24 protein-coding genes are annotated in these 24422 nt (G+C 54.0%); 13 read left to right on the top strand and 11 right to left on the bottom strand.

The window, feature by feature from the left end; all coding sequences use genetic code 11:
* Positions 1 to 64: 64 nt before the first annotated feature.
* On the bottom strand, positions 65 to 1594 hold the full coding sequence (locus tag PMI27_RS26995; RefSeq protein ID WP_008148162.1) for an apoptosis inducing factor family protein: 1530 nt from the start codon (positions 1592 to 1594) through the stop codon (positions 65 to 67).
* Between the two features lie 139 nt (positions 1595 to 1733).
* Here PMI27_RS26995 and PMI27_RS27000 point away from each other — a divergent pair, with 139 nt between their 5' ends.
* The 7 genes from PMI27_RS27000 to PMI27_RS27030 all read left to right on the top strand — a co-directional run bounded on the left by PMI27_RS27000 (position 1734) and on the right by PMI27_RS27030 (position 8103).
* The gene (locus tag PMI27_RS27000; protein WP_008148164.1) at positions 1734 to 2294 is read left to right on the top strand and encodes a YbhB/YbcL family Raf kinase inhibitor-like protein; all 561 of its coding nucleotides are present in this window, start codon (positions 1734 to 1736) and stop codon (positions 2292 to 2294) included.
* Positions 2295 to 2383: 89 nt separating this feature from the next.
* On the top strand, positions 2384 to 4093 hold the full coding sequence (locus tag PMI27_RS27005) for a vWA domain-containing protein (RefSeq protein ID WP_008148166.1): 1710 nt from the start codon (positions 2384 to 2386) through the stop codon (positions 4091 to 4093).
* A 1-nt stretch (position 4094) separates the two neighbouring features.
* Positions 4095 to 4661 carry an RNA polymerase sigma factor gene (locus tag PMI27_RS27010; protein ID WP_008148168.1) on the top strand — a complete coding sequence of 189 codons (567 nt, stop codon included), beginning with the start codon at positions 4095 to 4097 and terminating at the stop codon, positions 4659 to 4661.
* Positions 4658 to 5281 (top strand): hypothetical protein, encoded by a 624-nt coding sequence (locus PMI27_RS27015; RefSeq protein WP_008148170.1) that lies wholly within the window; start codon positions 4658 to 4660, stop codon positions 5279 to 5281. Before PMI27_RS27010 ends, PMI27_RS27015 begins: the two co-directional genes overlap by 4 nt.
* Positions 5282 to 5301: 20 nt before the next feature.
* Positions 5302 to 5568 (top strand): hypothetical protein, encoded by a 267-nt coding sequence (locus tag PMI27_RS27020; protein ID WP_238545880.1) that lies wholly within the window; start codon positions 5302 to 5304, stop codon positions 5566 to 5568.
* Between the two features lie 601 nt (positions 5569 to 6169).
* Positions 6170 to 6460 (top strand): hypothetical protein, encoded by a 291-nt coding sequence (locus tag PMI27_RS31940; protein WP_008148174.1) that lies wholly within the window; start codon positions 6170 to 6172, stop codon positions 6458 to 6460.
* Complete coding sequence (locus tag PMI27_RS27030; protein ID WP_008148177.1) at positions 6460 to 8103, top strand: RNA-binding domain-containing protein; 1644 nt, start codon at positions 6460 to 6462, stop codon at positions 8101 to 8103. Before PMI27_RS31940 ends, PMI27_RS27030 begins: the two co-directional genes overlap by 1 nt.
* A 589-nt stretch (positions 8104 to 8692) precedes the next feature.
* Here PMI27_RS27030 and PMI27_RS27035 read toward each other — a convergent pair.
* From PMI27_RS27035 to PMI27_RS31965, 5 genes are all read right to left on the bottom strand, one after another.
* A complete protein-coding gene (locus PMI27_RS27035) occupies positions 8693 to 11824 on the bottom strand; it encodes an HsdR family type I site-specific deoxyribonuclease (protein WP_008148178.1) in 3132 nt (1043 codons plus the stop codon).
* Entirely contained in the window at positions 11821 to 13083 is a 1263-nt protein-coding gene (locus tag PMI27_RS27040) for an AAA family ATPase (protein WP_008148181.1), read from the bottom strand. Before PMI27_RS27040 ends, PMI27_RS27035 begins: the two co-directional genes overlap by 4 nt.
* A gap of 1 nt (position 13084) precedes the next feature.
* Positions 13085 to 14299, bottom strand: coding sequence for a restriction endonuclease subunit S (locus PMI27_RS27045; protein ID WP_008148182.1), 1215 nt, complete (start codon positions 14297 to 14299; stop codon positions 13085 to 13087).
* Positions 14296 to 15867, bottom strand: coding sequence for a type I restriction-modification system subunit M (locus PMI27_RS27050; RefSeq protein ID WP_008148184.1), 1572 nt, complete (start codon positions 15865 to 15867; stop codon positions 14296 to 14298). Before PMI27_RS27050 ends, PMI27_RS27045 begins: the two co-directional genes overlap by 4 nt.
* An 809-nt stretch (positions 15868 to 16676) precedes the next feature.
* Positions 16677 to 16925, bottom strand: coding sequence for a helix-turn-helix domain-containing protein (locus PMI27_RS31965; RefSeq protein ID WP_081757379.1), 249 nt, complete (start codon positions 16923 to 16925; stop codon positions 16677 to 16679).
* 99 nt (positions 16926 to 17024) lie between these two features.
* Here PMI27_RS31965 and PMI27_RS27055 point away from each other — a divergent pair, with 99 nt between their 5' ends.
* The 3 genes from PMI27_RS27055 to PMI27_RS27060 are packed head-to-tail and all read left to right on the top strand — an operon-like array spanning position 17025 to position 18168.
* Entirely contained in the window at positions 17025 to 17564 is a 540-nt protein-coding gene (locus PMI27_RS27055; protein WP_008148186.1) for a hypothetical protein, read from the top strand.
* Between the two features lie 57 nt (positions 17565 to 17621).
* On the top strand, positions 17622 to 17870 hold the full coding sequence (locus PMI27_RS0229025; RefSeq protein ID WP_008148188.1) for a hypothetical protein: 249 nt from the start codon (positions 17622 to 17624) through the stop codon (positions 17868 to 17870).
* Positions 17860 to 18168 (top strand): hypothetical protein, encoded by a 309-nt coding sequence (locus PMI27_RS27060; RefSeq protein WP_008148190.1) that lies wholly within the window; start codon positions 17860 to 17862, stop codon positions 18166 to 18168. The genes PMI27_RS0229025 and PMI27_RS27060 overlap by 11 nt, the downstream gene beginning before the upstream one ends.
* Positions 18169 to 18194: 26 nt before the next feature.
* On the opposite strand, the gene mobA is transcribed toward PMI27_RS27060, so the two are convergent.
* The gene (gene mobA, locus PMI27_RS32205; protein ID WP_033052999.1) at positions 18195 to 18395 is read right to left on the bottom strand and encodes a plasmid mobilization protein MobA; all 201 of its coding nucleotides are present in this window, start codon (positions 18393 to 18395) and stop codon (positions 18195 to 18197) included.
* Between the two features lie 657 nt (positions 18396 to 19052).
* On the opposite strand from mobA, the gene PMI27_RS27070 reads away from it, so the two are divergent.
* Both PMI27_RS27070 and PMI27_RS27075 read left to right on the top strand, forming a co-directional pair.
* Complete coding sequence (locus tag PMI27_RS27070; RefSeq protein WP_008148192.1) at positions 19053 to 19265, top strand: hypothetical protein; 213 nt, start codon at positions 19053 to 19055, stop codon at positions 19263 to 19265.
* A 282-nt stretch (positions 19266 to 19547) separates the two neighbouring features.
* Entirely contained in the window at positions 19548 to 20468 is a 921-nt protein-coding gene (locus PMI27_RS27075) for a restriction endonuclease (RefSeq protein WP_008148195.1), read from the top strand.
* A gap of 91 nt (positions 20469 to 20559) precedes the next feature.
* Here the strand turns inward: PMI27_RS27075 and PMI27_RS27080 are convergent, their stop codons facing one another.
* From PMI27_RS27080 to PMI27_RS30105, 3 genes are all read right to left on the bottom strand, one after another.
* Positions 20560 to 20934, bottom strand: a complete 375-nt coding sequence (locus PMI27_RS27080) for a hypothetical protein (RefSeq protein ID WP_238545879.1) — start codon at positions 20932 to 20934, stop codon at positions 20560 to 20562.
* Positions 20935 to 21219: 285 nt separating this feature from the next.
* Complete coding sequence (gene trfA / locus PMI27_RS0229020; protein WP_008148198.1) at positions 21220 to 22179, bottom strand: plasmid replication initiator TrfA; 960 nt, start codon at positions 22177 to 22179, stop codon at positions 21220 to 21222.
* A gap of 65 nt (positions 22180 to 22244) precedes the next feature.
* Positions 22245 to 22550 (bottom strand): helix-turn-helix transcriptional regulator, encoded by a 306-nt coding sequence (locus PMI27_RS30105; protein WP_081757378.1) that lies wholly within the window; start codon positions 22548 to 22550, stop codon positions 22245 to 22247.
* A gap of 109 nt (positions 22551 to 22659) precedes the next feature.
* Here PMI27_RS30105 and PMI27_RS27085 point away from each other — a divergent pair, with 109 nt between their 5' ends.
* Entirely contained in the window at positions 22660 to 23244 is a 585-nt protein-coding gene (locus PMI27_RS27085; protein ID WP_008148200.1) for a hypothetical protein, read from the top strand.
* A 3-nt stretch (positions 23245 to 23247) separates the two neighbouring features.
* Here the strand turns inward: PMI27_RS27085 and PMI27_RS27090 are convergent, their stop codons facing one another.
* On the bottom strand, positions 23248 to 24330 hold the full coding sequence (locus tag PMI27_RS27090; RefSeq protein WP_238545878.1) for a site-specific integrase: 1083 nt from the start codon (positions 24328 to 24330) through the stop codon (positions 23248 to 23250).
* Between the last annotated feature and the right edge of the window lie 92 nt (positions 24331 to 24422).

Here is a 24422-nt window from a genome sequence, read left to right as displayed (position 1 = left end):
GGCCTCTGCGTAACGCAGACGCCGGGCGTTTTGCTGTCTGGCGTTTGAAGCGGGAGAACAGCCGTCAATTCAAGTCCCGAATCAGCAGCCACGCCTCATCCACCGACAACGGCTGTTTCATCCGTTCGGCGAGCAGCGCTATCGCACGTTCTTCATCGCATGCCACCGCGGCGACCACCAATCCCTGCTTGCCGAACAGGCCGATAAAGGGAGGGTGGTCAGGGTCGCCTTTGAACTCGACCTCATCCCAGGTCGCGGCGTGGCCAAGGTAGTCGTAGTTTTTACCGAAGTGCCAGGTCCAGAAATAGGGCACGTCGAGGTAATGCTCGTCGCCGCCGAGCATGTTCATCGCCGCGATCCGTGCCTGTTGCTGTGCCAGGCGCCAATGTTCGATTCGTTGGGGCTGGCCGTTGAGCGGGAAGGTCGCGATATCGCCAGCGGCCCAAAGCCCATCGGTCACGCGCATCCCGCCGTCGACCTTCAGCGACTGGTCTTTTTCCAGGGGAAGGCCGGTAAATGCGCCGGTTGCCGGGCTGACGCCAATGCCGACCAATACCAGATCCGCCGGTAAACGTTGACCGTTGTCCAGGCGCACCGCTTCGACGCTGGTGGTTCCTTCGATGTGCGTTGCGTTGCCATCCGTATGAAACACCACGCCATTGGCCTCGTGCAGGGCACGAATCGCCTTGCCGACGGCGTCGCCAAACTGTTTGGCGAAAGGCACGGCGTGGCGGGCCAGAACGGTGACGTCCAGGCCGTATTGACGCAGGGAGGACGCGGATTCCATGGCGATGAAACTGTCGCCAATGATCACCGCCCGTTGGCCTGGTTTTGCCGAGCCCAGAATCCGCTGCGCCTGATCTTTCGAACGCAGCACGAACACCTGCGGCAGGTCGGCGCCAGGCAGCGTAAGCGAATTGGGTGTGCCACCGGTGGCGAGCAGGGCAGCGTCGTAGCTCAGCGATTGACCATCAGCCAGGCGCAACGTCTTGTTCGCGGCGTCCAGGCTCGTCACTTCAGCGTTGATTCGCTCAATGCGTTGTTCGCGGTAAAAGTCTTCATCACGCAGCGGCGGGACTTCTTCCGGTGGCATCTCCCCGGCAATCACGAATTTGCTCAAGACTGTGCGGTCGTAACCGGCGCCGGTTTCACGGTCGATCAACAGCACCCGGCCACCGAAGCCCTTTTCGCGCAACGCTGCCGCGCACGCCGTGCCTGCGGCGCCGGCGCCGATGATCACAAACGTTCGCTCGTCGTCCGCCGGTGGGGTATGAGCGTCGGACATCGGTTGATCGTCGACCCAGACTTCGTCATCGCGCACTTCCAGCCGATAGCGCTTGAGACTGTCCAAGGCCGGCGGTTCGCACAGCGCACCGTCCTCGATCCGATACGCGGCCTTGTGCCAAGGGCAGATCAAACGTCCGTGGCACAGAGCGCCTTCGGCCAGCGGCGCCCCGGCATGGGGGCATTCGCCCTGAAAGGCACGAAGATGATCGCCCACCCGCAGCAGGACAATTTTCGTGTCCGCGACCTTGACTTCAAGGCCCCGGTTTTCGGGCACATCGGCGAAACGGGCGACGCGGTGCAGTGCCATGATCACTCTCCAGGCAAGCGTTTCACTTAAGAGTTTGGCGCTTATCTGGAGGTTCAGCCAATTCCCGCTGCCACCAAGTGAACGGTCCGGCTATAGTTTGCACGCCGACGACGGCCCCACCCGCACAAGGTGCTCCGGTATGACCCGATTGACCTCTCTGAACCCTTGGCTGGCGGCCGTTGCAGTCGCCCTTTGCGTGCAATTGCCGGCGCAGGCCCAGGAGCGTTTTACCCTGAACATCCCAGGTGTCACCGACGATCGACTGTTTACCTCGGCGGCTGCCAGCGATGCGCCCAATTGTGGTGGGCACAACCAGTCACCAGCCTTGAACTGGAACGCCGGCCCGGCGGGCACCCTCAGTTACGCCATCGTCATGCATGACCCCGATGGCGCGAAAGGCCAGGGTGTCGATCACTGGGTGCATTACGGCATCAAACCGACCACCCACCAGATCCCGGCCGGTGTCGGCGCCAAATCCGCCCTGGAAGGCGTCGGGGGCATGAACGTCAAAGGCACCACAGGTTATGTCGGACCTTGTCCGCCGATCGGCGATAGCGCGCACCACTACATCATCCAGATTTATGCCCTGGACCTGGCACCGGACGCCTTGCCTGCTGGCCTTACCCGCGCACAGCTACTGGAAAAGATCAAAGACCATGTGCTGAGAAACAGCAGCGTAGTGCGGCGTTATCACCGCTGAAGATTCTTTTCACTGCGGTTTAACCCGAACCTGAAGAGGGGCTCGTCTCAGAGGATGAATGGATCAATTTCCTCCTGAGGTCAGCCCCCATGTCCCTCCCTCTGCATTTCCTCCGCCCGGCCGCCCAGGGTTTCGCCGCCGGGTTGCTGCTGGCCATTGCCGGTTGCGGCGTTTCATCCAAGCCTGATTCCGCCTCGGCTGCGCCACCGGCTCAAGGTGCGCTGCCGGCTGAAGTACTGGTGCGCAGCGAGGCTGTCATGGCGGACACTTCGATGGCCAAGCGCAGTGTTCGCCCCGCACCGGCGACGAGCTATGCGCCGATGCCGGCGGGCGAGGCGTATCCGCAGGGCTATCAGGATGAGCAGCGGGAGCAGTATCAAGCGCTGGCGGATAACCCGATTCACAGCGTGGCCGAAGCACCCGTCTCGACCTTCAGCGCCGACGTCGACACCGGTGCTTACGCCAACGTCCGTCGCCTGCTCAATCAAGGGCGCCTGCCACCGGAAGGTGCGGTGCGACTGGAGGAGATGGTCAATTACTTCCCCTACGATTACGCATTGCCCACCGATGGCTCGCCCTTCGGCGTGACCACAGAGCTGGCTCCGTCGCCGTGGAACCCGCATACCCGATTGCTGCGCATCGGCATCAAGGCCTCGGACCGTGCGGTTGCGGAACTGGCCCCGGCGAACCTGGTGTTTCTGGTGGACGTGTCCGGTTCGATGGACAGACGCGAGGGTTTACCGCTGGTCAAAAGCACCCTGAAATTGCTGGTCGATCAAATGCGCGAGCAGGACCGGGTTTCATTGGTCGTCTATGCCGGTGATTCGCGTGTAGTGCTGGAGCCAACGTCCGGACGCGAAAAAGCGAAAATTCGTACAGCCATCGATCAATTAACCGCCGGCGGCTCCACCGCCGGGGCGTCAGGCATCGAACTGGCCTATCAAATGGCGCAGCAGGCGTTTATTCCCAAGGGCATCAACCGCATCCTGCTGGCCACTGACGGTGACTTCAACGTCGGTATCAGCGACTTCGACAGCCTTAAGCAAATGGCTGTGGATAAACGCAAGACCGGCGTTTCCCTGACCACATTGGGTTTTGGTGTGGATAACTACAATGAACACCTGATGGAACAGTTGGCCGATGCCGGCGACGGCAACTATGCCTACATCGACAACCTGCGCGAGGCGCGCAAGGTGCTGGTGGATCAACTCGGCTCGACCCTCGCGGTCGTGGCGAAAAACGTGAAGCTGCAAGTGGAGTTCAACCCGGCGCAGGTCAGCGAATATCGGCTGTTGGGGTATGAGAATCGTGCGTTGAAGCGTGAGGATTTCAGCAACGACAAGGTCGATGCCGGTGAAATCGGCGCAGGGCATACGGTGACGGCGTTGTATGAAATCGTGCCCAAGGGCGAGAAGGGTTGGCTGGAGCCGCTGCGGTATGGCAACTCCGGGGCAGTTGTTGCCGGGAAATCTGGGGAAATGGCCATACTGCGCGTGCGATATCAGTTGCCCGAAGGTGGGAACAGTCGCTTGATCGAGCGGCCGATCACTGACAGTGCTGCGCCAGCCAGTGAAGACCTGCGATTTGCGGCGGCCGTGGCAGCGTTTTCCCAGCAGCTCAAGGACGGGCGTTATACCGGTGATTTCAGCCTGAAGGACACCGAGGCTTTGGCGCGCGGTGCGCGGGGCGAAGATCGATTTGGTCTGCGGGCAGAGTTCGTGCAATTGGTGGAGTTGGCGCAAAGTCTGCGAACCACCACCGCATCGAACAGTGAGCCGCTTAAAGGAGGCTACAACTGAAATGTCAGCGCCTGAATCGAGCGATGAATCGCTGCTGGCCCGTTATCGCGCAGGCGACGGGCCGGCGTTCGAGATTCTGTACGCCCGTCACCGCCAAGGGCTCTACCGATTCCTGCTCGGCCTGAGCGGCAAGTCCGAGTTGGCCGAAGAGGTTTACCAGGACACCTGGCTGAGCCTGATCCGCAGCACCAGTCAGCCACAAGGCCGGGCGAACTTTCGCACCTGGCTCTATCAGATTGCCCGCAATCGACTGATCGATCACTGGCGCAAACACGGAATCCACAACCCCTTGCACGACAGCTATGACGAACAGATCCACGCCCTGAGCGATGACGCTGCCGATCCCGAACAACTGCTGAGCCTGAGCCGCGACAGCCAGCGCCTCGAAGCGGCCCTGCAAAACCTGCCCGCTGACCAGCGCGAAGTGTTCCTGCTGCGCGCCCACGGCGATCTCGACCTGTCGCAGATCGCCACCCTCACCGAAACACCGCTGGAAACCGTCAAAAGCCGCTTGCGCTACGCCCAGCAAAAACTGCGTCGGCTGCTGGCCGAGGAGGTACTGACATGACTGACGCCCGTCCTACGCCAGAAGACGAAGTGTTGAAGCACTATCGTGAACACGCGACCGGCGAACCACCGGCCCATCTCGACGCGTTCCTCCTGGCTACCGCACAGCGTGAAGTCCCTGCGCAGAAGCCAGGTCTGTGGAAACGCTGGGTCCAGGCCTGCCAGAAACCCCGTTGGCAAGTTGCATTTGCCAGCCTCGTCGGCGTGGCCCTGATGCTTGCACTGGTGCAACGCACGGAGGAGCAACTGCCGAGTTACGACTTCGCGCCTGCCCCTAAGGCATCTGCACCGGCCGCCAAAAAAGAAGCACCGTCATCGGTTGCGCGTTCTCTGGCTGCCCCGGCCAGCGCCATGTCCGCCCCCGCGCCTGCGGCTCCAATGGCCGATCTTGCTGCCCCAGCGCAGAGCGAATCGATCAGCGCTGAAATGGCTGACGAAGCGAAGGTCAGCAAACGCTCGGCGATAGCTCCGGCAAAGTCTATCGACGATCAATTAAGGGAAGTGATCCGCCTGCAAAAGGCTGGTCAGGCTCAAGCGGCTGCTGACCTGATGGCGACATTGCACAAACGCTTTCCCAAGGAAAATCTCACGGCCAGACTCAAGGATTTGCAGAAAAACTGAGAGGCAGAGCGGTCAGTCATTTGGCATCGACACCCGAAAGCGCGCACTATCGGCCTATAGCCGATGCGTTGGAGGAAGCCATGGCAAAAAAAATCGACCGCATCGCCCAAATGCTCAACTGCCCGGTGAAGGGTCAGGAATTACGGCGCGCGGTGACTGAGAGTCGTAAGGAGTTTCTGCTGGCGAAGCAGGAAGAGGAAGCGTTTGAGGAAAACGTTCTTGATGATGAAGTGGTCGAGGACGACGAGGATGATGAATACGACGAGTTTGATTGGACGACAGAATGAAAAAACCGCTTCGGCGGTTTTTTTGTGCATCGTCTATCAGCGACAGTAGTTCGGGATTACCGAACAACTGAAATTCTTACCAACATCGCCCGAGGGGCCGGGGAGATTGACCAAAAAAATGCCGACTACCCAAGAAACGCCCAAGAAATATAGGAACGCCAGCGGGCGCCTGAGTCTGACGCGTGCGCTCAATTCGAACAGTCAAGTTTTCCTTGACGGTTGCATCGGACCCACCAGCAGTTGCCGAGATGTCCTTACCCTTTATAATCGCCTTCAACACGGCCCCTGTCGGTTGATGCGCTCCGGCGCTGATACTGCTCAGGGGTTTTTTATTATCTGGATTTTTCTTTTTGCCATTTGAGGGTCCGCCAGCCCTGGTCATGGCAGTAATCCCGCCTACGACTGGAGCGCCCGCTCAACCCTAGGAGTAAGCCGCAAGGTATCCCTATCCGAAAGAGCCGGGACGAGGTGATCGACGGCTGTTCCATGGGCCAGATTTCAGCCCGGTCTCGGCCCCATTTGGTTAAGATGCTGCGTTTCGTCAACCCTTGGGCTGCCAAGTCGCCCGGTTGGCCAGCGTCTTCGATACGGAGTATCTGCAGTGAACCACGCGGTCCACAACAAACTGGTTTATTTCATCTGGTCCATTGCCGACGATTGCCTGCGCGATATGGGAGTGTCCAAGGAAGAGATCTCCAAGGACGACAACATCCGTGGCCGCGTGTTTGTTGAGTTGGAAACGCTGAAGCAGGATGCTGTCGTTGCCTTGTTTGAACAGCAAATCACCAAACTCAAGGAATACAAAACCACTCTCATCAACCGCGCAGTCACCGGCAACATTAAGGTGCCTGGCATCGTGGAGCCCGAACCGCAGGATATGGAGGTGGCCTAATGGATGCCCAGCAGCAACTGCAGCGCTTGCTGGCCGGCAGCGGCGAGAGCGAAGTAGTGGAGTTCAAGGAAGCCAAGAGCAACTACGATTTCGACAAGCTCGGCCGCTATTTCTCCGCGCTGAGCAACGAGGCTAACCTCAAGGGGCTGTCCGCAGCCTGGCTGGTCTTCGGCGTCAATGACCGTCAGCAAGTGGTGGGAACACGCTTTCGCGAGACGCCCAAGCAGTTGCAGTCTTTGAAGAAGGAAGTAGCTGACAAGATCAGTCAGCGCCTAACCTTTATCGAAATTCATACCGTTCAGCATCCTGCGGGCCGGGTGTTGCTGTTCGAAATTCCCGCTGCACCACAAGGTCTGCCGGTGGCCTGGGAAGGACATTTCTACGGCCGCGACGGTGAGTCCCTTGGGCCGCTGTCGCTCGAAGAGATTGAACGCATCCGCCGCCAGAACCGGCTTCAGGACTGGAGCGCGGGCCTCTGTCCCGGAGCCAGCCTGGCTGACTTGAGCGAAGAGGCAATTGCGCTGGCCCGGCGCGAATATTCCACTAAGCATCCTAGGTTGACCGACGAACTGGCGGACTGGTGCGATGAAACCTTTCTCAACAAGGCTAAGGTAACCATCCAGGGGCAGATCACCCGGACCGCCATCTTGTTGCTGGGCAAACCGGAGGCGGCACACTGGCTCAATCCTGCCTCGCCCACTCTCAGCTGGATTCTCAAGGACCGCGACGGTTTTGAGCGGGATTACCAGCACTTCTCATGCCCATTGCTGGTCAGTGCGGATGAGGTCTACCGTAAAATCCGAAACCTGAAATACCGCTATATGTCAGAGAGCTCGTTGTTCCCAGAGGAGGTCGACCAGTATGACCCCTTCATCATCCGCGAAGCACTCAACAATGCCATTGCCCACCAGGACTACGAGCTGGGTGGCAAGGTCTCGGTGGTTGAGTTCGAAGACGGGCGACTGTGCTTCAGCAACCCCGGCGACTTCATTCCCGGCTCAGTGGAACAAGTGATCCAGGCCGACGCACCGGAAACCCGCTACCGCAATCGCTTCCTCACCGATGCAATGGTCAACCTGAACATGATCGATACCATCGGCAGCGGCATCCGCAAGATGTTTCTGATCCAGAAGAACCGCTTCTTTCCACTGCCTGAGTATCAGCTTGAGCGGAATCGCGTGCAGGTCACTATCACCGGACGCGTGTTGGATATGAGCTATGCGCGCAAGTTGGCTGAGCTACCCAATTTGTCGCTGGAGGACATCCTGCTCTTGGATCGGGTGCAGAAGCGCAAACCGCTGACCGATGCGCAGTCTCTGCATCTCAAGGCGCAGGGGTTGATTGAAGGACGTAAGCCCAATTTTCATATTTCCGCCCAAGTGGCGCGGCACAGCGACGATCTGGCGCAGTACATCCTTAACCGGGGCATCGACGATACCCATTACAAGCGCCTTATTTGCGAGTTGATCCAAAAGTCTGGCTCAGCAAAACGGATCGACATCGATAAGCTACTGGTAGACAAACTACCTGAGGTTCTAGACCGTCAGCAGAAAGCCAACAAGATCAAAAATCTGCTGCAGGCTCTTAAGATTCAGGGCGTTATCGAGGTCAAGGGCAAGCTGTGGCAAATGTCTAAAGGCTGATTTCTAGACATTGTTAGACGTTTTTTAGACATTTATAGACATTCGCGCGTCGTGTTGGGTTTAGCCTGACTCCGACGAAACGCGAGGCACAAGGAAGCCAGCATGGTCCTGTTACGATCACATGCAGTGCAACACCCACAAAAAAGCCCCAGACCCTAAGATCTGAGGCTTTCTCGTTTCTACGTATGGTGCACCAGGCGGGATTCGAACCCACGACCACTGCCTTCGGAGTCCTAAAAGTCGACGTTTAGAATCAATACGTTAGCGTGAATTAGCCCGGGAATCAAAGGGTTGTGCTAGCTGGGGTTAGCAGTTTTTCGCCGCGGTTAGCGGGGTGAGTGTGGCAAATTTGTGGCATTCCGTTCAGTAGCTAAACCTCGCCACACACCTAATCGACTGGACTCACCCAGATTAGTCAGTAGTGTTGGGCGGTAGGCGGCCAATTGCCGCCGATGCCGACAGGCAGAAGTGGGCCAAAAGCAAACTAATCTGAGGCCGCATAAAACACCGGCTCGGGGCCGGTGTCAGCAGCTTTGCGATTGGCCAGGCGCGCGTCTTGGAGGTTTTCCAGGCGGATGGAGGGATCCAATTAGATCTCTCCCCCCACACCTTTAAATTTCTCAACAAAGGCAGCGATTTTCTGGAAGACAGTCTGCTTTTTGGTCAAGTACTGCGGATTCAGTGGGCTCATCTTAGGCAGAACAGCATTGAGCTCAGTGCCATTTTCACTGGCGAACTCCCGCTTGAGTGAGGTGGTGATGTAGCGTCGTGTTGCCTCGGCATTCAGGTTCTCATCGCTGATCAGCTCTTGCGCCTCACGCTGTTGCTCTACCTGGGCAAAGGTGAAGAAGGCTTCGATCACGCTGGCCTTTTCACCAATCTGGTCCAGATCGGTCTGATTGATGAAGTTCACTAGCAGGCTCTCTTTGGCGCGGTTGCCTAGGGTTGCCCGAATCACGCGCCGCACTTCATCCACCAGATCCGACTTTCTCCCGATCTTCTTGCTGTGCTCGAAGATCAGCTCCAGGATGTAGTCTAAATTGATTTCCTGCGACTTGAGCAGGTCAACCTCAAACACCACATCGTCCCAGTTGATGGTGGACTTTTCCTTTTCGCTCCCCGCTTTTTCACGGCGCAGCCAGTCGCGCACATCGTTGTAGGTCGATCGGTAATCCTGAACTTTCCGCTCAGCAGGGAGCGTGATGGCTTGCAGTGCAGTCAGATCGTCGTCATCCAGAAAGTGTTTGGCCTTGAACGCCTCCAGCGCCGCCGGGTCGGTCATATCGACGCTTTGCAAATCCTTCAGGCTGGCGAACTCGTCATAGTTCTGCAGCACGTTTTCCACGCGCAAATACTCGCCAAACAGCTTGGCGAAAGCCTTTTTGTCAGCTTCTTTTTCAATGGCTGCGGGATCGGGGAAGCGCGTTTCCAGTTCCTGTACCACCTCTACAAAGCCGCGCCTCTCCTCGCCGGTCGCCATGTCGGTGAAGCCTTCCATATATTCCCTGTAGCTCTTCTCCAGCACTACGTTCTTGGTGTTCTTGTCACCGAACAGGGTGATGGCATCAATCGTGGCCTGCTCCAGATCGCGGAAAGTGACGATATTGCCAAAGGTCTTGGTGGCATCAAAAATGCGGTTGGTGCGCGAGTAGGCCTGCATCAGCCCGTGGTAGCGCAGGTTCTTGTCGACAAACAACGTGTTTAGCGTGGGGGCATCAAAGCCGGTTAGGAACATACCCACCACGATCAACAGGTCGATTTCTTTGGCTTTGACCTGTTTGGCCAGGTCGCGGTAATAGTTCTGGAAACCATTGCTGTCCACGCTGAAGTTGGTCTTAAACAGCGCGTTGTAGTCCGCGATGGCTGCGCTCAAAAACTCCTTGGCGCTGCTGTTCATGGCAGATACATCAAAGTTTTCGTCCTGAATATCACCGATCGCATCCTGCTCTTCGTTAGCGACGAAGGAGAAGATTGTGGCTACCCGCAAAGGCTTATCGCTGGCTTTCTGTAGCTCCCTGAACGACTCGTAATACAGCTTGGCCGCGTCTACGCTGCTGACAGCGAACATGGCGTTGAAACCCTTATTGCCGGCTTGTAGGCGATGGGTCTTCTGCCGGTAGTTGTTCAAGATGTACTGGGTGATCTCACGGATACGGTCGGGGTGCAGTAAGGCCTGTTTGTTTTCTGCTGCGCTGAGCTTCTCCTCGTCCTGCTCGGTTTCGATGGCCTTGAACTGTGGGCGGACATCGTTGTAATCCACCTTGAACTTCAGCACCTTTTCATCGCGAATCGCATCGGTGATCACATACGAATGCAATTCACGGCCAAACACGCTGGCTGTGGTGTCAGCACCAAGTGCATTTCCTTTGCGGATTAATTTGCCATCAACAATGTCATCGCCAAAAATCGGCGTGCCGGTGAAGCCGAACTGATAGAGCCGCTTGAACTTCTTCTTCAAGTTCTTCTGTGCTTCACCAAACTGGCTGCGGTGGCATTCGTCAAAAATGAACACAACCTGTTTGCCGTATATGGCCAAGTCTCCTTCGCTCTTCATCAGGTTATTGAGCTTCTGGATGGTGGTGACGACAATCTTGTTATCGTCCTTGTCCAGGTTGCGCTTCAAGCCCGCCGTGCTGTCAGAGCCATTCACGCTGTCCGGTGAAAAGCGCTGATACTCCTTCATTGTCTGGTAGTCAAGATCCTTGCGGTCCACCACAAAGAAGACCTTGTCAATAAATTCCAGCTCAGTGGCCAGCAGCGCCGCCTTGAAACTGGTCAGCGTTTTGCCCGAGCCGGTGGTGTGCCAAACAAAGCCACCGCTTTCCGTGGTGCTCCAGTTTTTGGCCTGATACGCGCCGTTGATCTTCCACAAAATGCGCTCGGTGGCGGCAATCTGGTAGGGGCGCATCACCAGCAGCGTGTTGCTGATATCAAACACCGAATAATGCAGCAGCACATTGAGCAGGGTGTGTTTCTGGAAGAAGGTGGCGGTAAAGTCCTTCAGCTCTTTGATCAAACTGTTGTCCGACCTAGCCCAGTTCATGGTGAAGTCGAAGCTGTTCTTGTTGCGCTGGGTAGTGTTGGCGAAATAACGACTGTCGGTACCGTTCGAGATCACGAACAGCTGCAAATACTTGAACAGGGAATACTCGCTGTTGAAGCTTTCTTTGCTATAGCGGTGCACTTGATTGAAGGCCTCGCGGATCGCCACGCCGCGCTTCTTCAATTCCACCTGTACCAGCGGCAAGCCATTGACAAGAATTGTCACGTCATAGCGGTTGGCGTGCGTGCCGGTCTGCTCAAACTGTTTGATCACCTGCACCTTGTTGCGGGCGATTTTTTTCTTGTCCAGCAGGTAGATGTTCTGGATACGACCATCGTCAAAAACAAAGTCGTGAATGTAGTCATCGTGAACCTTGCGAGTTTTCTCGACGATGCCATCGCTGGGCTTGTCGAGCCAGGTTTCGACAAAGCGAAGCCATTCACCCTCCGCAAACTGTACGTTATTGAGCGTTTGCAACTGCACACGCACATTGGCTAACAAGGCTTCAGGCGTATTCAGTCTGGGCAGGTATTCGTAGCCCTGATTGACCAAATCCTGGATGAACTCGCGCTCCAGATCGCCTTCGCTTTGGTAGCTTTCTGCGACTTTCCATTCCTGGGTGTATTTATCCAGAACGATGAAATTTTTCGATTCGGCAATTGGGCTGTATTCGATCATTTGGTTTTTTCCTGCCAAAATCGATAGTGTTCGACAACGTGTTTAATCAGTTCTTCCAGAACCTTTTTCTCTTCTGGTTTCAATGGCGCCACTTCTTCCGCCGAGTGTTTTGAGTGGCTTGAGAAGTTCACAATTCGTTTTGCATACGGGTTGGGTAAGCCATCATCTGTTTTCGGCAAAAGATGCTCCCATCTTTTGTATCCGAGAAATGTTGCTGTTTTTTCTAGAATATTTCGAAGCAAGTTGAAGTGATATTTTTCGACTTGCCCACTGTTTATGGCCTCCTCAAGCTGCGATATCAGGTATAGATGGTATGCAAAAGGAGAGTCGTTTGGCTGCTCCGTAAGATGAAGACTGCCATCGTTATTTTTTTCCAAACGTGACTTACTAAACCATTTTGATTTCCAACTGTAGCGCTCGGTTTTTTCATCGCTGCCAAACTCATTGCACAGCACATTGAAGAATAGTGGGCTGTGCGTCGTAATGATGAAATTGACACTGGAATTATTTGATTTAACCAGTTGCGCTAAGTCTACCGCCAACTGGATCAGATGATTGTCATCCAGAGAGCTGACAGGATCGTCAATGAACACATACTCAAGGTTGTCAAATGGGGTTGGTTCAGGATAGTCAGGCTGGACATCGTTCAGTGTGAAAATCGTCTGCTCAAGCAGCGTATAGAAAATGCTCCAGATGAAGTTACTTTCTTCGCCCTTGGAGATTTTCAGATTTTCAGTGTACTCATCATTGCCGCCCTCCAACGAAAAAGTCACCTCTGAAAACGCTTTGATTGTGACCTCGTGATCGTCTTTGTCTTTGCGTTTGTATTCTTCATTGAATCGTGGCGTGAGCTTGTCGTTGGTGTAACGCTGAAAATTTGTAACAATGTTCCGGTCTTGACCTTGCTCTTCCAGTACCCATCGAGTGAATGAGTTGGGGTGGATTAACAATTTTGGTTCGGCATCAAATGCCAGATCATTGTCCCAATAGAACAAATCTTCCGTAAATGCACTGAAATAAAGAACTCTCTTACTTGCCAACTCAGAGTGCAGGGTATCTTCATCTCCAGTTGTGGGCGGGAGCAACTCTTTCAATTCCCGTGAGAGACGCGTCTTGCCCGTACCGTTGAATGCGTAAATCAGCTGCACCTTTGGAACGGGTTTGGTTTCTTCTATCACCTTTGTTCTTTCAGGAACAGTTTTCCGAAACGTTTTAGGCGTGCTCAGATGTTGGGCGATTTCCTTTAGCGTCTTACCCATGCTATGCCTCTACCTCTTCCGGCTTCGTGAAGCTCAACAGCAAGTTGCGGTAATACTCATATTGTTTCCGTCGCAGCTCGATTTCTCGCGGTAAGCCTTTGCTGATGGACTTGGTCACGGTATCGAGCTTGTCAAGGATAGCAACAATCCGGTTCTGTTCTTCGAGCGAAGGAATAGGTATTTCTAATTGAACAAGATCGGACTTGTTGACGGCAGGTACCCCGCCTTCTTTCTTCAAACCCAACAACAATTCACTTCTTGATTGAAGGAAATAGAAAAGGTATTTGTTGATCAGAACAGCCTTATTTGTTGATTGCAGCTTGTAGCACAAAGGCCCCAACCAGAAAGGCTCCCTTTGGTACCCTGTGTAGCCAATGCCACCCTGGCCTCGCGACGGGGTTGTGACGGTATCACCTACACAATTACTTGCCGCGCTGTATCCCGATCTGGATGTTCCCGCGTTGATGTAATCAAAGCTTGTCGCGCTTTCAAAAATTTCAGGTGGTTTTGAACCAGTGTTAACTTCAGCCACTTCCCCCAACTTCTTCCACACCACATCCCCATCTTCAAAATTCAACAACTGATCACGATAGTATTTGTATTGTTTTTTGTGGACTGTAAGTTCTGCTGTTAGTTCTGCTGTAAGTTCGGATGTAAGGTAGGTAAATGCGTCCAAAATTCGGACGATTTCGGTCTGGATTTCCAACGACTTTTTGGGACTTTCTGGGCAGGGAATAGGAAAGGGGAAACTTCTAAGTCCGTCCATGTCTACTGAAGCAAAGCTCGACATAGTCGTATTTTTTTTGCACCAGTCTGCGAGTAAAAAGCAGTAGTAAAAAATAAACTTAATATCGAAGTTTCCGATATATTCTGGTCTCAAAATCAAACAGGTAAATCTTTGGTTAGCCAAGTATGGGACGGTAATAAGAGCGTGTTCGCCAATCGTCGCAGATGTTGCAATTATGATTGAGTTAGCAGGAAATAATCTCCCGCCTTTCAATGCGTTAACTGAAACCTTTTGAAGCGAGTCGGCAAGTATTTGACCATTCTCCCTGATGTCCTCCATCCTGAACCAAGGAATGGTTCCGCCTTCCCAATACTCATGATTTGATTTTGATGGAGTGTAACCATTTTTCAGATGGAATATTTCTGAAACGGACTTCCACTCAACAGCCACCCCATTCAGCAGCTTTTTCATAAAGCTCACGCTGCTCATTCCTCCAACTCCTCGCCTTCAATTTCCACCACAATCGCATCAATATCTTTGCGCAACTGGTCGATCTTGGCGACTGTGGTTTTTAGCTCGGCATTGAGCTGGGTAATGTCCACGACTTCGCTGGTGTCCATCGGCTCGACGTAGCTGCTGACCGACAGATTGTAATTGTTGCCAGCAACCTGTTCGTAAGCTACTGACTGGGCAAAATGATCGACATTCGCCTTGCTATCGAACACCTGCATGATCTGCTCGATGTGCGTATCCAGCAGCACGTTGTTATTGGTTTCCTTTTTGGACAACCCGCTGGCGTCGATGAACTGGGTGGTGGTGTCGGTTTTGTGTTTGGACAGCACCAGAATGCTCACGGCGATGGTGGTGCCGAAGAAAAGATTGGGCGCGAGCGAAATCACGGTTTCGACGTAGTTGTTGTCTACCAGATACTGGCGGATTTTCTGCTCGGCCCCGCCCCGGTAGAAGATGCCGGGGAAGCAGACAATGGCGGCGCGACCTTTGCTGGAGAGGTAGCTCAGCGCATGCAGCACAAAGGCAAAGTCGGCTTTGGATTTGGGTGCGAGCACGCCAGCGGGGGCAAAGCGTTCGTCGTTGATCAGCGTGGGGTCGTCGCTGCCTATCCACTTCACTGAATACGGTGGGTTGGAGACTATGGCATCGAAGGGTTTGTCGTCGCCGAAGTGCGGGTCGATCAGAGTGTTGCCGAGCTGAACGTTGAACTTGTCGTAATTGATGTTGTGCAAGAACATGTTCATCCGCGCCAGGTTATACGTGGTGTGGTTGATTTCTTGCCCGAAAAAGCCGTCTTCTATGATGTGCGCATCAAAGTGCTTTTTGGCTTGCAGCAGTAGTGAGCCTGAGCCACAGGCTGGGTCATAAATCTTGTTGACGCTAGTCTGCTTGTGCATGGCGAGCTGGGCAATCAGCTTGGAAACATGCTGCGGGGTGAAGAACTCGCCGCCCGATTTGCCAGCGTTGGCCGCGTAGTTGGAGATGAGGAATTCGTAGGCATCGCCAAACAGGTCGATGCGGTTTTCCTTAAAATCACCGTCATGCGAATCACCAAAGTCCAATTCGGCAACGCCTTTGAGCACAGCGGCCAGGCGGGTGTTTTTGTCTTTGACGGTGTTGCCTAGGCGGTTGCTGGTGGTGTCGAAGTCGGCAAACAGGCCTTTGATGTCGAGCTCCGACGGGTAGCCGTTCGCGGAGCTTTCAACAGCCGCAAAGATGGTGGCCAGATCGGTATTCAGGCTCTCGTTGGTGTTGGCGGTGGCGGCGACCTTGGCAAACAGCTGGGTGGGGTAGATGAAGTAGCCCTTGGTCTTGATGGCGTCGTCTTTGATATCTGCGGTGATGACGCTGTCGGGCAGTTCGGCATAGTTAATGCTGTCGTCACCGCCTTCGATGTAGCTGGCAAAGTTTTCACTTATAAAGCGATAGAAAAGGGTGCCGAGCACGTATTGCTTGAAATCCCAGCCATCGACGGCGCCTCGGACATCGTTGGCGATCTGCCAGATCTGGCGTTGCAGGGCGGCGCGTTGTTGCGTGCTGGTCATATTGTTTTTCCTGTTTCAATTCGGTTTACTTGGCCACTCTATCGTGTGTAGAAGTGACTGGGTGGTGTTGGGGGGCTAGTTAGCTAGCGCAGCGGAGTATCGGCAGGTGTGCTGGGGTGTAGTCATCAGCGGGGCGCCTCAAACTCCTTCGTGCGCGATAACCGGCCACCAATTGCACTGGCAAAGCAATGCAATCTTTGGCGATTTCGTCCAAGCTCCGTGGTTTTGCTGGTTACTGGCCGTGAAAGTTTCCTGTCGAGGAGGGGCCTTCCCGGCTCACAATACTTCCTCACTGGATTCACTTTTGTACGTTCCCGTTCTCCGTATCGCCATCGGCACCGCCCGCGCGCACCGATTCATCAGTCTCGGAGAGCTGGAATTTCCACAGATCGCTCGATCTTGTGCGCGGGTAGATCCTAGTGCTTCCGCCAGCGGTAACCCGTGTTCTTCACTACGCCCAGATGCCGGGCTACTCGATTCCGGTAACCCAAGGTTTGGCATTCATGGTGTTAACGCTCAAAGATGTCTAAAAAAGCTTTAAATGGTTGTGAGTCTGCCAGATAGCCGCATCAGCAGCTATCTTGAAATGCTCATGATTAATTATTCGAACTTGATTGAAATGGCCTTCCCACAGCAGGAAGGATCAGCGCGAATTACACCTCTATCACTGTATTCTTGTGGGCTGTTACCCCCCAATAGCATGGCAATCGAGTGCAGATCATTGTATTGATTCAGCCTAGCCTCGTCTGCTCGCCATAACTGACCGTTTCTGCCAGCATGCCGGATGCAGTTGGGAATGGATGCGTACATTATCCCTTGGTAAGTGCTTGCTCATACGTTTTTGAAAAGCTTGAGAGATCAGTCTGAAGGACGAGACAAAGATCGCGAAGCTGAACAATATCGAGCCTTCTGACTCCTCGCTCCACATCACTCATAAATGACTGCGGTCTACCTAGGGCTGCGGAGCACTGTGCTTGAGTCATTCCGGACTCGACGCGCATGCATTTCAAAACTTGAAGAAAAATTTCGTGCTCACGTCGATAGATCGCTTTGGTCATGGCCGCGTATCTGGAGGGGCGGCTTGCCAAACTATATCTGCTTTTAAGATATCTGATTATCAGATATTTTATTGTTGAACGTTCGTATGAGGGTAAGTGATGAGGCAGATTTGGGAGCTATTCCGGATTCTATGGATTGTTGGAAGTCTGCCGGTTGGAGTGTTGCTGCTGATTGTGGTGGTTTTGTGCGGTTTCAACCTACCGTTCTTTTTGGGGTTTACTGGGGGTGCTGACCCGGCCGTTCGATGGTTGTTCTGGGCTCTGACTTTCTACTTCGTCGGAGGGGGCTGGTTGTTTTGGCGTGTCAACCAACTTTATGCAGAGAAGCTTAAGCAGCTGGTTGCAGGTTTCCAGAACGCAGGTTTTCAACCGCAGCTCGAAGTATTCGCAAAGATCAACGATGCCTACCTGGGTATCGATGGATCTGTATGTAGGCTGTTGGCCTACCCAGTCAAAGGCGCAGAGCATTTCTTCAGGTTCGATGAAATTAATGCTTGGCGGATCGTCCCGGTAGGAAAGCACAATCATAGGTTGGAGGTACTGACCAGCAATCTTGATGTTCCCGTGTTCAGCCTCGTTTTGAAGCCGACAGAGGTACTCAATACGGAGGCTCGACTTGATACGTTGCTTGGTACCTAGTGGCGCCTCTGGACCACCATTCTTGAGCGTCAGTTCATCATTCAGTAGGAGCAATCTATGAGCAATCCCGTCAGAAGCATTCTTGTGCCGACAGATATCACTCGACTGGAGCAGGCCAATGCGATGATGCGCTCGGCTAATCTGGCTCTTGCCCGCGATGATGTCGCCACCCTTTCTGCTCTCGGATTTTCCCATCAGCACATCGGAGAGCTGAAGCAAAAAGGCGGCTTCCGGTCTTCTTCGATCGCGCAAAACACAAGAATGATTACACGTCTTCGCAAGGTGGGAGACGCATATGCACAGTGACAGCACGCCGCTATCGATCGCGGCCAACGTGTTGGCGAGCACCACTATTGAATCCATCCGCCGCTCTCCGTCTTATCACGTCCGTGGCTGGCAAATACTTGATCGTTGGGCGTTTAGCTGTCCAGATCAGCTTCGTAGGCTGGAGGCGGACGGAGAGGTCATCTTGTTGGGAAGATTGTTGGAGCAACAGGAAATCGAGCATCAAGTGCTGAGCTCGACGGCAGGGTTGGAACAGTGCAGTCATGGTCTAGCAGAGTACGAAGTCCTGGCATTGCATGAGATAAGGACAGAACTGTGAGTCACCAAGACGCCAACGGGTTTACCTCAACACCCAATACGCTTAATGGCCTCAGTTATCTCAACCAAGACATTTGCGTACTCCTTGGAAAGCGCGCCGTTGCCCTCTGTGAAAAGATGCTTCTGAAGGCCTCCTAGGCGCCGCAGCTCATTGATTACGTGGGAGTCAATTTTGCTTCTGGTCTGTCGCTTCAATGCTGCGGCCAGTACGAACTGACCAACACTCATTCCGCTGTCGTGGGCTTTCTCGCGCACAGTGCTTCCTCTTCCTCGAAACAACGAATTGCCGGCAGCCATCCTGTGCGTCGGCGTTGTTCGCTAAGGCTCATAAGCTTTCCTTTTCCAGGTGTTGGGGGCTCGGGGCTTGCCCTGAGCAGGGAAGGTAGGCAAAGCAGAGGGAGTGGAACGACTGGTGCGCGCCGGTTGTGTGGCGCCAGGGACTGGCGGTATAGCAAACCCTACCTTGTCCTAGTCTTTCTTCTCAAAACTCAGATAATTTTTTCACTACCCGGTTAAAGCAGGGATGCAAGATGCGTTGGCATTTAGGGGACACTACAGGTACGAAAAAAAGACGAATTCAAAACGATTACATAGGCAAAGAATTCATCATCCATCAGTGGCTGAAGATACGACGATTGGATGGCGAGAAAGACGCTAGAGCGACAGCTAGGATTTACCGAATTGCCCCTGGCCTTGAGCGACTTCTGATACCGAGGGCGGGTACAAACAGCATGCGTGCACGCTTGACGTTGATAAGCGTGAGACGATTTTGGGACGGTTGTGGTGATGCGAAGGCACAAAGGCTAAAGTGACGAATCTGAGTGAGCTATTTGACAATGGCGTGTAGATCTCAGGTAGTTCTTTCAGGATACCTTGGAGATAGTTATGGAACAGTCCAGTGACTCCGAAAGTAGCTTCGCCGAGATTATGGATCTGAAGCGCTCCAATCGTGAGCGGTTGATTCGTGCTATCCAGAACGCCTCCTCCGAAGAGCTCGAGATGTCTGCTCAACGCATCAGGGAAGTTCTGCTTGACTCTGTCAATCCAAGTCAGCGCCGACAGCGCATTGCCCCGCCAGCGTTCGCTAAGAGCAAGTAGCTCCTCACATATCGAAAGATTTTTGCGAGAGTGGCGGCATGCGGGTCGTCGTTTTCATTGCGGAGTTCGCACGTTTCACAGAGAAGTGCGAGGTCATTATCAATTAGTGATCAGGCTGGCTGCTACTGCCAAGGCTCTGCATGGGCGGTCGTAGGCAGCAGCTGTCTTTTGGATTCACTCCATGATTATCAGGCACAGACCTAAAATATAATTTTCCAAACTCCGGATAACATGCGGCTTACTACATTTGCCCACGCTGGCAACCTTGCGAAGGGAATCCTGATGTCCGTTCCTACATACGACAAATTCATTGAGCCGATCTTGCGCTACCTGGCGGCGAATCCGGAAGGCGCGACAGCACGCGACGCGCATGAAGCTGCGGCCCAGGCTTTGAATTTATCTGAACCACAGCTTCAAGAGCTGATTGCGAGTGGGCAAGCGACCTATAAGAACCGCGCTGGATGGGCTCACGACCGTCTCAAGCGCGCAGGGTTATCCTCCAGCGCCAAACGAGGCTATTGGAGGCTCACCGAAGCTGGCACTTCTTATTCCACACAGCACCCGTCACCGCTCACGGCGGATCAGGTTGAACAACTCGCCATCGGCTTCATGGACGTGAAGCTTAGGAGCCCCACAGATGCCGTCCCGCTAGATGGGCTAGAGCAGGGTGCACATACACCGATATCCGCAACTGTGAGCCCAGACGATCGGTTGGAACAGGCTCTGCGTGAGCTACGTGATGCAACAGCAGCAAATCTCCTGGATAACCTGCTACAAGTCAGCCCCAACCGCTTCGAAGTTATAGTGCTCGACGTGTTGCATAGCCTTGGCTACGGGGCTAGCCGAAACGATTTGCAGCGTGTTGGTGGTAGCGGAGATGGCGGAATTGACGGCGTAATCTCGCTTGATAAGCTCGGGCTGGAAAAAGTGTATGTCCAAGCAAAACGCTGGCAAGGCACTGTAGGTCGTCCTGAGCTGCAAGCTTTCTATGGAGCACTTGCCGGGCAAAAGGCCAAGCGAGGGGTATTTATTACTACGTCAGGTTTCACTGCTCAAGGAATCGACTTTGCCCGTTCAGTGGAAGGCATGGTGCTGGTGGATGGCATCCGCCTGGTCAACCTGATGATGGACTACGAGGTTGGGGTAACGTCCCGGCTTCTCAAACTGCCGAAACTGGATAGCGATTACTTTGACGAGGAATGAGGATTTTGGACCTCGTCATACGTTTCTCGGTACCGGGGACAGGGCTAGTAAACGAGCACTGGAAACTAGCGCTCCGATGATCAAAAAACCATTACCAATCAGACTCCAGCTCGGTGCTTAGATGGATACCCATCACCTTTGCCTTGCGATATCTCAGCGGCTCCGCATTGATCTCCAGGGCAACAAGTCGACTTGCAGCGATGACTAAGCTGTTGAAGCGGTCATTGTGAACGGCGACATATACGATGAGTTTTTTGCCAGTCGCCTGCATGGAACCGATGCAGCGAGGAACCGACTTGTCGCTTAGGAGTAATGGGTCAACGTATAGGTAGCATTCTAGGGCAGGGTATTTGAATGCTTCAGGGTATCGGATGGAGCCGTAAAGCTTGATCGCAGTATGCTCTGAATAATGGTGACCGATTTGCCTGGTATCGGTCGGTGTGGCCATGCTGAACGACCAGGACATATCCCACCCCCATATCCGGGCTTGGAGAATTATTCGCTCAACGGTGGTACGACTCCGGTTAGCCATAGCATTCATCTTCCGCGTTTGAGCCGGCTGCGGACATTCCCTCGACTGCTCGTTAGGGGCTGAACTTCCGTCCGAGATCCGATTAGTACTGATTAGGTTCAGATTAGTTTTTAGAGGGGCACATGCTGCGGCCTTTGTGCAATCAGGCTGACAGGCACTATTGACTGTGGATAGCCTACCTTTTGGAACGGGCTACGCTACCCGCAGCAACGGCAAGCGTTACCTGCTAGAACGGTATTCTCTACCCGCTAGAACGGCACGCATCATTTTTGTTTTTTCCACCCTCAAGAGATGTCGGCACTGTGTCTGGCTTTCCTGTCTTTGGACGTGTACCAAATCGCCTCGAATGTCGTACTCGAATGATTTGCCGTGTTTATTGTAGGCAGCGCTCAAAGCGTCAAACGCGCGACATAACGTTTGGGTAAATTTCCAGATTTCGCGGGCTTCGCTTCCACAGAGCTGGTGCAGTGTGCTTACTTTGAGTCCGTAAGCTTTTGCATGGCTCGAATAAAATCCATGAAGCCATTGGGCAAGTGGCTGGCCATCCAATGCAGACCGAATACTCCAGTCGATGTAACTGAAGCCAGATTTGGAGAACAGTGCGTTTAGTCTGGCGTCAAGGATTACGACGTATTCCAAGCTATTCTCGTCCTTATAGAAGTCTTTGATCAGGCTACCGGTGTAGGAAGTATCACCCAGCACTACCTCAACGGTGCACGCTGCCAATCGCAGCAAGCGATCGTGCAGCAGCTTCCTATTCTTACCCGTGTCGGTCTTTTTCATGAGTTTAAGCACGCCGTAAGCCTTGTAGCGGAGCTCGTGGCCTAGCATTTGCCGTCGAGAGAGGTGCAACACGCTTAGCCATACGGAAAGGTCGATCTGGTCGAGACGCGTTCCTGTATAAAAAATTTGCACGCCCCCGATTGAGTTAATCGCCACCATTTTTTGATCAGTCCGACTGCCCTTCCTTACTGCTCCGAAAAGCGCCGACCGCAAGAACGCATTCGGTACGCCGCGAACCTCATCCGGCCATGTTTTCAGCGTTGGGGTTGTAATCGCAGGCTTTGGCTTGAGCTGCGCCTTGTTAGCCGCTCTTGCTCGAGCTTCAAGTTTGGCTAGCTGTGCAAGACGCCTGCCCCCTGAAGTCGTGATGTCATTCGTATGGAGCTCTGGCGGCATTAGCGGCTCGTTTATAAACGAAGTGACCACTGCTTAATTTTGAATGGAGGCAGGTGTGCGAGTGCTCATTTTCTAGCCTCTACTTGCTCTTTTTTTGTGGGGCGGCCAACTCGATTTTCTAGCGTGGTTTTTAACACTGGCTTGACTGGCGAAGCCGAAGTGCATTCGGGACCATGGCGCATCCACTGGCGAAGATCGCCGAGACGCCAGCGTAGCCGCGATAGTCCTGGAAGGGGATCAAGCCCCGGCAGTTTGCGCTGACGCACGGTTAACACGCTGAATCCTGTTAGCGCCGCGACCTCGGCTACGCCTATCAGCACGTCATCTGAAAGCTTCTGGATTTTTTGAATGGTTTCGTAATCGACGCTCATCGCTAATGTCGCTCGGTTGCTATGGAGTACGTGCAGCTTTCGCCAATCGAGGACCGATCAACTAGGACACCTTTTTGACAGATGCGGCTGTTAGCCAAAGAATGGGTACATGCAGCCATCATCCTTTGAATCCGATATCAATCCCGAAGAAGTCTTTCAGCTCGTTTTCCGTGAGATAGAAAATCACCAGGAAACCGGTCGGAAAAACTTTGTTGTCCGTGTTCCGGTGGATCTGGTGGAGTACCTGTTCTCCGGGATATTGCAGAAGTCTGGTATGTCGAAGGTCGCGCTTGAGCGATTGCTTACGGACCTCGGGGTTTACGGTTTCAAGGACGCAGATGGGCGGATTCTGCGGCGGTATCTGAGTGGCCAAACGCGCATGGCTTGGGATACCTACCAGCGGCTGTTGTTTTGGGCTTTATCGAAGGCGTGGGTCAGCGATTGGGTTTTTCGCGACTTGCTGTTGAGGACGTATCTGCGGGAGGCGGCTCAGCTCAGTGCGCGCAATATTCTGAACACCCTCAAGCGCCGGGTATCGATCTCGGACTTAACCCGTGAGCAGGTTATCGAGTGTTTCAACGAGGTTTATCTGCTCAAGCAGCGGGAACGCGAGGAGACGGCGCTAAACCGTGTGCGAACGGATTCAGAGACCAGAGAGCTGGCTCGCTCCCTGGGGCTTGAGATTATCGACTGACCATCAAGCTAGCTTCGCCGCGAGTTCTTCTGCGGTGATGTTGTAGTAACGCTTCAGCATGTTCACCTCGCGGTGTCCCGTAACGCTGGCCAGCTCAATCAGATTGGGAAGTTTGGTGGCCAGTCGGCAGGTGGCCTCATGGCGTAGGTCGTGGAAGCGCAGATCGAGCAGAAAGTCTTCCTGGGGCGTTACCAGAGCGCGTTCGCAATCTCCTAAGTATTTCGTCCTTGCTCGCTCCAAACCGCGTGTGAAGGCCTTCTTGAGAGCGTCTGCGGTGGTGGGGAAGACTCGGCCGCAAAGTGAGCGTGGCAAGTCCTTGAGCAGCTGAATAGCTCGCGGGGAGAGAGGGACGGTTCTTGGTAGCCCGTTCTTGGTCGCTGGAAGATGAGCGGTTTTGCGATCCAGATTCACATGCTTCCAGCGCAACTCGAATAGCTCGCCACGGCGCATGGCGGTTTCAATTGCCAGTTGCACAATGGACCGTATCCAAGGGTTGTGCGAGGCGTCCGCATAGGTTCCATCGGCACGGCGCTCCCGAAGCTCCAAGGCGTTAAGGATGTATTGTTCTTCAATTGGGTCCAGGCGTCGCGAGCGTTCGTCGTTATAGCTAGGGCGGCTGACCATCCGCACCGGATTCTCGGCAAGATGGATTCCCCATTCGCGGCGTGCGACCTCAATCACGCATTGAAACAATGCCAGCTCACGCTTGACCGTATTGCCCTTGCGGATCTTCAGGCGCTCGTCACGGTAGCGGGCAAAGTCGGAGGAGGTGAGGGTGGCAACGATGCGCGTAGCCAGCGGATGACGCTTGAGCGCTTCCAGACGTTTGATTTCCGAATACGCGCCTTTGTGCTTCGGAGCGATCTCTGAGATGTAGCGATCAATGAGTTGATGAAAGGCGGTGCGTTCAGCCTCGACGCGAGAGACAAAAATGCCCCGGTCGATTTCGCTTTCGATCATGCGTGCCCAGGCTTGGGCATCGGCTTTGGTTTCGAAGGTTTTGCGTTGGGCTGGATAGCCCTTGCGGCGGATTTGCGCTTCCCACTGATACTCGCCGCGATTCCTGATTGTTGCCATTTCGACCATTCCCGCCACGTTCAAGTGTGGCAAATTTGTGGCAAAAACGACTTTCAGGACTAGGACAGGTTTCTGTCAGGAGCGCTATCCCCTTGTAATAC

The organism is Pseudomonas sp. GM41(2012) (assembly GCF_000282315.2).
GTDB lineage: Bacteria > Pseudomonadota > Gammaproteobacteria > Pseudomonadales > Pseudomonadaceae > Aquipseudomonas.
This window is presented reverse-complemented; position numbering and strand designations above follow the sequence as displayed.